The sequence below is a fragment of the Noviherbaspirillum saxi genome, from assembly GCF_003591035.1.
In the GTDB taxonomy this organism is placed as follows: Bacteria; Pseudomonadota; Gammaproteobacteria; order Burkholderiales; family Burkholderiaceae_D; genus Noviherbaspirillum; species Noviherbaspirillum saxi.
In genome coordinates this window covers 2,814,354-2,825,511 of record NZ_QYUO01000001.1, presented here as the reverse complement: position 1 = coordinate 2,825,511, position 11,158 = coordinate 2,814,354, and the positions used below count along the sequence as shown (strand labels likewise).

Here is an 11,158-nt window from a genome sequence, read left to right as displayed (position 1 = left end):
GTGCTCCGCAATATGAATTTGAACCATGGCAAAAAAAGAACATATCTCCGAGACCCCGGCCACCCAGTTCCTGCGCAAGCACGGCATCGCCTTTTCCGAACATCCGTATGCCTATGAAGAGCACGGCGGCACCGCAGTGTCGGCCCGCGAGCTCGGTGTCGACGAACATCATGTGATCAAGACCCTGGTCATGCAGGATGAGACGGCCAAGCCGCTGATCGTGCTGATGCACGGCGACCGCAAGGTCTCCACCAAGAACCTTGCGCGCCAGATCGGCTGCAAGTCGGTCGAACCTTGCAAGCCCGAAGTGGCGAATCGCCATTCGGGATTTCTGGTGGGCGGTACTTCACCGTTCGGCACCCGGAAGGCCATGCCCGTCTATATCGAGCAAGGCATACTCGATGTCGACAAGATCTACATCAACGGCGGCCGGCGCGGTTACCTGATCGGCATCGATCCGAAGATCATTCCGGCGGTGCTGCCGGCCAAGCCGATTCAGTGCGCGCTTGACGAATAAGACCGCACCTGCCTTGCCTCAATTGAAAGGATGAAATGAATACAGTCTTGTTTACCGTCGCCGCATATCTGATTGGCTCGGTGTCGTTCGCGGTGGTGGTCAGCAAACTATTCGGCCTGGCCGATCCCCGTACCTATGGTTCGAATAACCCCGGCGCCACCAATGTGCTGCGCAGCGGTAACAAGGCGGCCGCGGCATTGACCTTGTTCGGCGACGGCGCCAAAGGCTGGCTCGCCGTCTGGCTGGCGATGCGCTTCGGGCCGCAATACGGGGTCGGCGATGGCGGAATCGCACTGGTCGCGCTTGCTGTCTTCATCGGCCACTTGTGGCCGCTGTTCACGCGTTTCGTCGGTGGCAAAGGGGTGGCAACGATGCTGGGGGTGCTGATCGGCATAAACGGCTGGCTGGGACTAGCAACCATCGTCACCTGGATCGTCATTGCTTATGCATTCCGCTATTCGTCGCTTGCCGCCCTGGTCGCGAGCGTCTTTGCGCCTTTCTATTACGGCTTGCTGTTCGGTACCGACCCGATCCTGCTCGCCATCGTGATCATGAGCGGCTTGCTGATTTATCGGCATCGCCAGAATGTGGCGAATCTGATCGCGGGCAAGGAAAGCCGGATCGGCAGCAAGAAAAAATAGGCCATCTCCATTCCGCGCCGATATTGCTCTGCGTCTATACGCATCGCCGCCATTGGCGTTATGCTGAATAAAAGATAGCAAGGAGCAGGGATGGGCAATGACTATGTCGCGATTGCGGTTCATCTGATCGGTGCCCTTGTCGCGGGCGGCATCATTGGCCTGGAGCGCAGCTATCACGCCCGTCCTGCGGGATTTCGTACGCATACGCTGGTTTGTCTCGCATCCAGTTTGCTGATGCTGGTGATGCTCTACCAGTCGAAGTGGCTGCCCGGCATGCCGATGGACACGGTGCGCACCGATCCGACGCGCATGGCGCAGGGCATCATGACCGGTATCGGCTTTCTTGGGGCCGGTGTCATTTTCAAGGAAGGGCTCAGCGTACGCGGCCTGACCACTGCGGCCTCAATTTGGATCACTGCTGCGATCGGGGTATTGATCGGCATCGGCTTCTATTACCCGGCGATCCTCGCCACCCTGCTGACGGTCGGCATCCTCTCGCTGTTCCGCCGCATCGAGGCGCTGATGCCTTCGCATTCATATGCGCATCATTCCATCCGTTTCGGCCGCGACGATACCGTGCCGGAAGAAGAGATCCGCTCCCTGCTGCATCGGCATGGCTTTTCGATCGCCAACATGAGTTACCGAGTCGCCGAAGACGGCGACTCGTTCGAGTACAGGATGGTGATCCAGACCACGGATGCCAGCAATACGCCCAAGCTGGCGGAGTATCTGCGCGGCTGGACCCGGGTGAAATCGTTTCAGCTATCGCCCACCGGCGATTGAGAAAAAACGGCCGGTCGTCTCCCCGCAAACCGGCATACACGGCATCACGCCGGCTTCACACCTTTGCGATGCGATTTTGGCTTCGCTTTTGCCGTATCGGCAGAGCGGTTTCCGACACCGCCCGTTCGTTTGAACGAGGATTTGTCGCCGGAATTTTTCTCATTCACTCTTCTGTCCCCGCCTTTTTTGGGCACGGATAATGGGATTTTTGCCCCGGCGGGTTTGTCTTGCGCAGGCGCTGCCCCGCCGACCTGGCTGATGCGTAACGGCCGTCCGGCCACCGCTACAGTTTGTAACTGTTCAAACACTTCCTTTGGCATGCCGTCCGGCAGATCCAGCACACTGTAGTCGTCAAATATCTCGATACGGCCGATGTATTTGGCCTCCAGCCCCGCCTCGTTGGCAATCGCGCCCACGATATTGGCTGGCTTGACGCCATGCGCATGGCCCACCTCGATACGGTATGCCTTTACGGCGAGCTTGTTTTTTCGATCAGTGCGCTCCTTGGGTGCGGGGCGCGCGGCGGGCATGGCGGCATCACTGGCATCCGGCTTGTCGGAGACGTGTGCTTTTTTGAACGCAGGTTTTGCCGGCGCTGCTGCGGGTTCGCCATCGCGGCTGATGCGCAATTGTTGGCCGGCCACCCATACGGTCTTGAGCTGATTCAGGAGTTCGGCAGGCATGCTGTCGGGCAGATCAAGCGTACTGTAATCGTCATAGATTTCGATGCGGCCAATGTGTTTGGAATCGAGCCCGGCTTCGTTGGCAATGGCGCCGACGATATTGCCCGGTTTGACCCCATGTGCGTGGCCAACTTCAATCCGGAAGGTCGCCATGCCGGCATCGGGCTGGCGAACAATGCGCTCCTTGCGGGGAAAGGCAGGCCGCTCGGTGTGATCTCTGTGTTCCTGGCGACCGAATCTTTCCGCTTGTCCCTTGTGCTCGGTATGTTCAAACCTGCTGCCATGGCTGGGCTTGTCGCTCGCCCAGGAGCGTTCGCCCTGCGGCTCGCGCTGGTTTTTTTCCAGTAACAGCGGGACATCGCCGCGCGCCAGTTTCGCGAGTGCGGCAGCGATTTCAATGGCAGGGATATTCTGTTCGCGCTCATAATCTTCGATCAGCGACTGGAATAGGTCGAGCCCGCCTGCCGCAAGAGCGGCGCTGATCTGATCCTTGAATTTCGCGATACGCACGTCGTTGACGGCCTGAATGGTCGGCAATTCCAGCATCGCGATAGGCTGGCGCGTCGCGCGCTCGATGGTCTTGAGCAGGTTGCGTTCGCGCGGGGCGATAAACAGGATTGCTTCGCCGCTGCGTCCGGCGCGTCCGGTGCGGCCGATGCGATGCGTATAGCTTTCCGGGTCGTAGGGCACATCGTAGTTGATCACGTGGCTGATACGCTCGACGTCAAGGCCGCGTGCGGCGACATCGGTGGCGACCAGGATATCGATCTTGCCATCCTTAAGCTGCTGGATAGTCCGTTCGCGCTGCTGCTGCACGATGTCGCCGTTAATCGCGGCGGCGGAAAACCCGCGCGCCTGCAATTTGCCGGCTAGCTCTTCCGTGCCCAGCTTGGTGCGCGCAAAAATGATCATGCCGTCGAAGGTCTCGGCTTCCAGGATGCGCGTGAGCGCGTCGAGCTTGTGCATGCCGCTGACCAGCCAGTAGCGCTGGCGGATATTGTCGGCGGTGCCTGTTTTGGCAGCGATGGTGACTTCGGCCGGATTGCGCAGATAGGTTTGCGCGATGCGCTTGATCGCCGAAGGCATGGTGGCCGAAAACAGTGCGGTCTGGCGCGAAGCCGGCGTCCGTTGCAGGATGGTTTCGACGTCGTCAATAAAGCCCATGCGCAGCATTTCATCGGCTTCATCGAGCACCAGCGTTTTGATCTGCGAAAGGTCCAGCGAGTTTTTTTCCACATGATCGATGATGCGGCCGGGCGTGCCGACCACGACATGCACACCGCGCCGCAATGCGCTCAGCTGCGGACCATAACTCTGGCCGCCATAAATCGGCAGCACATGAAAGCCAGGGATATACGTGGCGTAGCGTTGAAAGGCTTCTGCCACTTGAATCGCCAGTTCACGCGTCGGCGCCAGCACCAGGGCTTGCGGAGCGGTTTGCCGGATATCGATGCGGGCCAGCACGGGCAGGGCAAAAGCCGCCGTTTTGCCGGTGCCTGTCTGCGCCTGGCCCAGCACGTCGCGGTTGCCCAGCAAGATGGGAATCGTGGCCGCCTGGATTGGCGACGGTGACTCATAGCCCAGCTCCTTCAGCACGCGTAGCAAAGGCTCGCTCAGGTTCAGGTCGGAAAATAAAGGGAAAGACGCGTCGGACATGGATTGCTCGCAGAATTATTCGGGTCGCAGGATGCGACAGGATTGGATACGGAGTTTACGCTGTTATGGATCGGGCAGGATGATACGAATGAAGTAATGCCGCACATCAACATGATGCAAGGTAATTGCGGCGCACCGTCCGGAAAGAAAGAACTGTGGGAATCCGCGTCCCACGCGCCTGCTACGGTTTGAATCGCTAAACCACGCGCAGTTCATCCAGCGGCCAGCGCGGACGCACATTGAACGCATACTCGCGTTTTGCGGCATCAGGATTGATTTGCAGACGCATCGCGCCGGCAAACGCGATCATCGCGCCATTGTCGGTGCAAAACTCAAGTTCCGGATAGTAGACGCGAAAGCGCTTTTTCTGCGCAGCCGCATTCAATGCTTCGCGCAATTGCCGGTTGGCGCCGACGCCGCCCGCGATCACCAGCCGCTTCAGGCCGGTTTGCTTGAGCGCCGCCAGGCATTTCGCGACCAGCACGTCGACGATCGCATCGACGAATGCCCGCGCGATATTGGCCTTGTCCTGCTCGCAGATATTGACGGTCTGTTTCTTGACCAGCGTGAGGACTGCAGTCTTCAAGCCGGAAAAGCTGAAGTTCAAATCTTTTGAATGCAACATCGGGCGCGGCAACTGATAGGTGCCGGGATCGCCGAATTCGGCCAATCGCGAAATCGCGGGACCGCCCGGATAGCCCAGGCCGAGCAGCTTGGCCGACTTGTCGAATGCTTCACCCGCCGCATCATCCAGGGTTTCGCCCAGCAATTCATACTGGCCGACACCGTCCACACGCATCAGCTGCGTATGGCCGCCGGAAATCAACAAGGCGACAAACGGGAAATCCGGCCGGTCGCCCGCGAGCAGCGGCGACAGCAAATGACCTTCGAGATGATGTACGCCCAGGACCGGCCGATCCAGCGCCAGGCCGAGACCGCATGCGATCGACGCCCCAACCAATAATGCGCCTGCCAGACCCGGGCCCTGGGTATAGGCGATCGCATCGACTGCATTGCGCGGCAGCGCGGCCTGCGTCAGCACTTGTTCAAGCAGGGGAATGGCGCGCCGGATATGGTCGCGCGACGCCAGTTCGGGTACTACGCCGCCGTATTCCTCATGCATTGCGACCTGCGAATACAGGGCATGCGCAAGCAGGCCGCGTTGTGTGTCATACAACGCAAGGCCGGTTTCATCACAGGAGGATTCGACGCCGAGAACGATCATGAAGGGAAGTGAAGGATGGCAAGGTTCTTGCAAAGCTCTATTTTAATGGAAGTCCATCACAGGCTAATCATGAGCGATCCCAAACAGCTGAAAATCGTCGTAATCAACTCATTAGTCGTGCCCGAAGGGGCCGACGTCGCCGCGCAGGTCCAGGCCGAGCGTGCCCGGGCGCTGCGCATAGGATTGCTGGAAGGCGGCTATAACATCCTGGCCGCGCTGCCGCCGGACGCCGATCTGGAAGAACAGATCGCGCAGCTGCAGCCCGACGTGATTATCGTCGATGAACAATCCGATGCGGCATTGAAGAAGGTCGTTGCCGCGACCGCCAATGAGCGCCGCCCCATCGTCTGCTTCACTGAAGACAATGACAAGGAAAAGATGCATGCCGCGATAGAAGCCGGCGTATCGGCCTATGTCGTCGCGGGATTGTCGGCCGAACGCGTCAAGACCGTGCTGGACGTTGCGCTTGCGCGCTTTGAAGTCGACCAGAAATTGCGGCACGAGCTCTCGGAAACCAAGATCAAGCTGGCCGAGCGCAAGGTGATCGAGCGCGCCAAAGGTTTGTTGATGGAAAGGCATCACTGCTCGGAAGACGATGCCTATCGCAAGCTGCGCCGTCTGGCGATGGACAAGAACCTCAAGTTGTCCGAAGTGGCGCAGCGCATGATCGATGTTGCCGATCTGCTCTTGTAAGTGCGCTAAGACCGGGCCCCGAATTGTGACGCGCTCCGCCCTGATTTAATGCGCCGCACAATCCGGGTGCGAAACCGGGCCTGATCTGGATCAAATCCGGTACCAAGTTTGAATTCCGGGTTGGCACAGGGCTTGCAAACGATACTGGCGCGCCAATGCTGGCGCACCGATCAGTAACAACGAGCTGACCAAAGATGGTCATCTCGTTTTTGGACAAAGGCGTCCGTTCACCGCGAGCTTGGCTTGCTGTGACCGGACGCCTTTCTTTTTGCCGGTTTCGACATCATGCATGAGGAAATCATGACAACAAAAGAAAGCAAAACAAATTTGACCCGCCGCAGCATCATCAAGGCGGGCGCAGCAGTAACAGCCGGCGCATTCGGTGGATTGGCCACTCAGGGTGCATGGGCTGCCGGTTCCGATAAGCCGGAAAAGGAAGAGGTCAAGATTGGCTTCATTCCATTGACCGATTGCGCCTCGGTCGTCATGGCATCGGTACTCGGCATCGACAAGAAATATGGCATCAAGATCACACCCACCAAGGAAGCTTCGTGGGCAGGCGTACGCGACAAATTGGTCAATGGCGAACTCGATGCAGCACATGTGCTGTACGGCTTGATCTACGGCGTACACCTCGGTGTCAGCGGCCCGAAGAAGGACATGGCGATGCTGATGACACTGAACAACAATGGCCAGGCGATCACACTGTCGAAAAAGCTGTCCGACAAGGGAGCGGTCGACGGCGCATCGCTTGCCAAGCTGATGCAGACCGACAAGCGCGAATACACGTTCGCGCAAACCTTCCCGACCGGCACCCACGCAATGTGGCTGTACTACTGGATGGCCGCGCATGGCATCAATCCGATGAAGGATGCAAAGATCATTACCGTGCCGCCGCCGCAAATGGTGGCCAACATGCGGGTCGGCAACATGGATGGCTATTGCGTGGGCGAGCCATGGGGCCATCGTGCGATCGCCGACGGTATCGGCATCACCGGCGTGACCACGCAGGACATCTGGAAAGACCATCCGGAAAAGGTGCTCGGTACCACTGCGGACTTCGTCAAGAAGTATCCGAACACGGCACGCGCGATGACGGCTGCGGTGCTGGAAGCCGGCAAGTGGATCGACGCCAGCCTGTCCAACAAGAACAAGATGGCTGAAACCATCGCCGACAAGTCGTATGTGAATACCTCGGTCGACGTCATCAACCAGCGCATTCTCGGCCGCTACTCGAATGGCCTGGGCAAGACCTGGGATGATCCGAACTACATGAAGTTCTACAACGACGGCGCGGTGAACTTTCCGTACCTGTCCGACGGCATGTGGTTCCTGACCCAGCACAAGCGTTGGGGTTTGCTCAAGGAAGATGTCGACTATCTTGCGGTCGCCAGGCAGATCAATCAGATCGACCTTTACAAGGAAGCGGCAAACATGGCCAAGGTGAGCTTGCCGAAAGATCCGATGCGCACGTCGAAGCTGATCGACGGCACGGTCTGGGACGGCAAGAACCCGAAAGCCTATGCCGAATCCTTCAAGATCAAAGCCTGATTTCTTATACCGGAGCCCACTATGAGCGCAGTCATGAACAATGTCCTCAACACACCGGTAGAGCCGGTCTCGGAGTCGCCGCCGATGAAAGCCGACACCAAGGAGCACGCGAAGGCGCGCCCATCCGTAACCGCGGCAAAGCCGGCGGCAAGAAAGCTGTCGTTCAAACCTTTCTTCCTGGCCGTGCTGCCGCCGATTTTCGGTCTCGCGCTGCTGGTGCTGGTGTGGGAAATCGTTGCCGCCAAAAACAGCGGCTTCCCGTCGCCCATGGTGACCTTGCAGGAAGCGATTCATGTGTTTTCCGATCCCTTCTATCAAAAAGGACCGAATGACCAGGGCATAGGCTGGAATCTGCTGTTGTCGCTGCAGCGCGTGGCGACCGGGTTCGGCCTGGCGGCGGCAATCGGCATTCCGCTGGGTTTCATGATCGGGCGCTTCAAGTTTTTGGCAGGCATGTTCAATCCCATCGTCAGCCTGCTGAAGCCGGTGTCGCCGCTGGCCTGGCTGCCGATCGGCCTGCTGGTATTCAAGGCCGCCAATCCCGCCGCGATCTGGGCGATCTTCATCTGTTCGATCTGGCCGATGATCATCAATACCGCGGTCGGCGTGCAGCGCGTCCCGCAGGATTACATGAACGTCGCCAAGGTGCTGAATCTGTCCGAATGGAAGATCGTCACCAAGATTCTGTTTCCCTCGGTATTGCCGTACATGCTGACCGGCGTGCGTTTGGCGATCGGGACCGCATGGCTGGTGATCGTCGCGGCAGAAATGCTGACCGGCGGCGTGGGCATCGGGTTCTGGGTGTGGGATGAGTGGAACAACCTCAACGTGCCGCACATCATCATTGCGATTGTCGTCATCGGCGTTGTCGGCTTGCTGCTGGAACAGGCGCTGGTCGCCCTCGCAAAGGCATTCACCTACGAAGAAGTACGCAGCTAACCGGCATTGGAAAACATCATGGACAACAACAGCAAATTCATCGATATCCAGAACGCCGAAATGGTGTTCAACACCAAGCAGGGCAGGTTCCATGCGCTGCGCGACATTAACCTGACGGTCAGGAAGGGCGAGTTCGTTACGCTGATCGGGCACTCCGGTTGTGGCAAGTCGACCCTGCTCAATCTGATTGCAGGACTGCTGCGCGCCAGCGACGGCGCGCTGCTGTGCGCCAATCGCGAGATTGCCGGACCGGCGCCGGAACGCGCCGTGGTGTTCCAGAACCACTCGCTGCTGCCATGGCTGACGTGCTATGAAAACGTGCACCTGGCGGTGGAACGGGTGTTTGGCTCAACCGAAAGCAAGACCAAGCTGAAGGAGCGTACCCTGGCCGCGCTGGCGCTGGTCGGCTTGTCGCATGCAGAGCAAAAGCGTCCGAATGAAATCTCGGGCGGCATGAAGCAACGTGTGGGTATCGCGCGTGCGCTGTCGATGGAACCCAAGGTCTTGCTGATGGATGAACCCTTCGGTGCGCTGGATGCATTGACCCGCGCGCATCTGCAGGATGAGTTGCTGAAGATCGTTGCGAAGACCCACTCGACCGTGGTCATGGTCACGCATGATGTCGATGAAGCAGTGCTGCTGTCGGATCGGATCGTCATGATGACCAATGGTCCGGCCGCAACCATCGGCGATATCGTCAACGTGCGCCTGGACCGTCCGCGCGACCGCGTGGCGCTGGCGCATGATGCGCTGTATATCGAGTATCGGAGTGCGGTGCTGGAATTTCTGTATCACCGGCAGGCGCATCCGGTGAAGGAAGCGGCGTAAGTTTGCACGCGGTGCTTACGATCATGCAAGCACTCTACCCATCGCCGTCATACCCGCGGAAGCGAGTATCCATGCTGAAGCTGCGCTTCAAGTACGGATAGTAAAATCGCTGCATTGAGCAAGCGGCTTATGGATCCCCACTTTCGTGGGGATGACGGGGAGAGGCATATTACCTAACTTGATGCATGTAACCGCACGCGAACGGCTTTTAATTATCGTGACTGTTCAGCAGCTACGCGAAGACTTGGATAGGGTTTCCATGGAAGGCGCGTTGCAGTACGTCGAGCATACGGTGGCCTTGCTTGCGAAGCGTGTCGAGACAGGAGCGGATGACGCAGAAATTTTCGGCGCCGACGACGGTGCGAAAGCAGCCGGAGATTTTCTGCTTCACTTTGGGCATGCGCACGGCACGCTCACCAACGTTGTTGGTGAACGGGACGGCAAGGTTGCTGATGAAGAGCAGCACCGCATCGGCATGTTGACGCAAGCGCCGCAGCAAATTGAATGCAATGGACTGCTTGGCGCGGCCACGTTTGTTGACCGACTGGTTCGCTTCGGGATTGAGCTGTTCGCCTTCGGCTACGATCGCATCGTAAATCGTCCGGAAGGCGGCGATTTCCCTGGTGCTGAACTTGCGCTGCTTTTGTCGCGCCGCCTCGCATAGCTTGTTGGCATTGAGCAGGAAATCCGTCATCGACTGTGGCCATTCCTGTCCGGTGATTTCTTTCACGTACACCAGCTCGCGTAGAAGATGCGCATTGCACAGGGCATGGATGCTGCCGTCGAGCCGCCAGTATGGCGCCCAGCAGTCGTGAACCAATATGCCTATGCGCCTGGGCAGAATGCCATGCGCGTGCATCGCTTCCAGGCCGCGTTTGGCATGTACGCCGTACCAGGTCAAGGTGCCGCTGGCCGCGATATGCAACCAATGCAGCTTGCTGGCAACGCGCAGACCAGACTCGTCGGCATGGAGCAGCGGCGCATTGCGCAGGTATTCGGCGATGCGATCGGCGGTGCCCTGTAAGGCGACGCTTGCCTCGCCCACCCACGACACCAGCGTGCCGGGCGATATGCACAGGCCATACACATCTTGAATCAGTTCGGCGGCGCGCGCATAGGGCAGCATTTGACCCTGGGTCAGATGGGCACCCAGCGCTTTCACGTTCGGGCCATATTGCACCATCTCGGTCACACCGGCGGGAAAGGCACTCACATGCGATTGCCCGCACCGACACACCAGCGCCAATGTACGGTGCTCGATGACATCGAACGCCGCCGCAGGCACATCGAGCACTTGCCTGCACTCGGCCACGCGGGCCTCGGCCAACGGCAATGCACCATGGCAACGGTCGCATTGCCCCGGCAAAGGATGATCGATGGTCTGGGTCGGCTGCTCCCGCTTGAGAGTCGTTCCCTTGTGTCCGGCTTGGCCGCCAGGGGGCTTGCCAGAAGATTCTCGCAGCGAGTTCGTCTTCTTGGTCAAGCCATCGGATGACGGAGGTCTACTCGAATTGTGACTGTCCTTACGCATCTTTGACTCAAGCGCATCCAGACGCGCCAGCAGCGTCAAGATGAGGATGTCCTTCTCCTCATGGCTGAGGCCGGAAAGGTCGGGAGCAGGTTGTTTTTTTGCCATGTCAGC

At 58.8% G+C, this 11,158-nt stretch carries 10 protein-coding genes; 7 read left to right on the top strand and 3 right to left on the bottom strand.

Annotation, left to right across the window (positions count from 1 at the left end; translation table 11 throughout):
• The first annotated feature begins 25 nt into the window (after positions 1 to 25).
• The 3 genes from ybaK (at position 26) to D3871_RS13320 (ending at position 1,941) form a co-directional block, all read left to right on the top strand.
• The gene (gene ybaK / locus D3871_RS13330) at positions 26 to 517 is read left to right on the top strand and encodes a Cys-tRNA(Pro) deacylase (RefSeq protein ID WP_119769333.1); all 492 of its coding nucleotides are present in this window, start codon (positions 26 to 28) and stop codon (positions 515 to 517) included.
• Between the two features lie 35 nt (positions 518 to 552).
• A complete protein-coding gene (plsY, locus tag D3871_RS13325) occupies positions 553 to 1,158 on the top strand; it encodes a glycerol-3-phosphate 1-O-acyltransferase PlsY (protein ID WP_119769332.1) in 606 nt (201 codons plus the stop codon).
• A gap of 90 nt (positions 1,159 to 1,248) precedes the next feature.
• Positions 1,249 to 1,941 (top strand): MgtC/SapB family protein, encoded by a 693-nt coding sequence (locus D3871_RS13320; RefSeq protein ID WP_119769331.1) that lies wholly within the window; start codon positions 1,249 to 1,251, stop codon positions 1,939 to 1,941.
• Between the two features lie 44 nt (positions 1,942 to 1,985).
• On the opposite strand, the gene D3871_RS13315 is transcribed toward D3871_RS13320, so the two are convergent.
• Together D3871_RS13315 and tsaD are read right to left on the bottom strand one after the other, a co-directional pair.
• The gene (locus D3871_RS13315) at positions 1,986 to 4,280 is read right to left on the bottom strand and encodes a DEAD/DEAH box helicase (protein WP_119769330.1); all 2,295 of its coding nucleotides are present in this window, start codon (positions 4,278 to 4,280) and stop codon (positions 1,986 to 1,988) included.
• Between the two features lie 196 nt (positions 4,281 to 4,476).
• Positions 4,477 to 5,505 (bottom strand): tRNA (adenosine(37)-N6)-threonylcarbamoyltransferase complex transferase subunit TsaD, encoded by a 1,029-nt coding sequence (tsaD, locus tag D3871_RS13305; RefSeq protein ID WP_119769328.1) that lies wholly within the window; start codon positions 5,503 to 5,505, stop codon positions 4,477 to 4,479.
• Positions 5,506 to 5,574: 69 nt separating this feature from the next.
• Here tsaD and D3871_RS13300 point away from each other — a divergent pair, with 69 nt between their 5' ends.
• The 4 genes from D3871_RS13300 to D3871_RS13285 all read left to right on the top strand — a co-directional run bounded on the left by D3871_RS13300 (position 5,575) and on the right by D3871_RS13285 (position 9,516).
• Positions 5,575 to 6,198, top strand: coding sequence for an ANTAR domain-containing response regulator (locus D3871_RS13300; protein ID WP_119769327.1), 624 nt, complete (start codon positions 5,575 to 5,577; stop codon positions 6,196 to 6,198).
• Between the two features lie 300 nt (positions 6,199 to 6,498).
• Entirely contained in the window at positions 6,499 to 7,749 is a 1,251-nt protein-coding gene (locus D3871_RS13295; RefSeq protein ID WP_119769326.1) for a CmpA/NrtA family ABC transporter substrate-binding protein, read from the top strand.
• A gap of 21 nt (positions 7,750 to 7,770) precedes the next feature.
• The gene (gene ntrB, locus D3871_RS13290) at positions 7,771 to 8,688 is read left to right on the top strand and encodes a nitrate ABC transporter permease (protein WP_119769325.1); all 918 of its coding nucleotides are present in this window, start codon (positions 7,771 to 7,773) and stop codon (positions 8,686 to 8,688) included.
• 18 nt (positions 8,689 to 8,706) lie between these two features.
• Complete coding sequence (locus tag D3871_RS13285; protein WP_119769324.1) at positions 8,707 to 9,516, top strand: ABC transporter ATP-binding protein; 810 nt, start codon at positions 8,707 to 8,709, stop codon at positions 9,514 to 9,516.
• Positions 9,517 to 9,748: 232 nt separating this feature from the next.
• Here the strand turns inward: D3871_RS13285 and tnpC are convergent, their stop codons facing one another.
• Positions 9,749 to 11,152 (bottom strand): IS66 family transposase, encoded by a 1,404-nt coding sequence (gene tnpC / locus D3871_RS13280; protein ID WP_233575602.1) that lies wholly within the window; start codon positions 11,150 to 11,152, stop codon positions 9,749 to 9,751.
• Between the last annotated feature and the right edge of the window lie 6 nt (positions 11,153 to 11,158).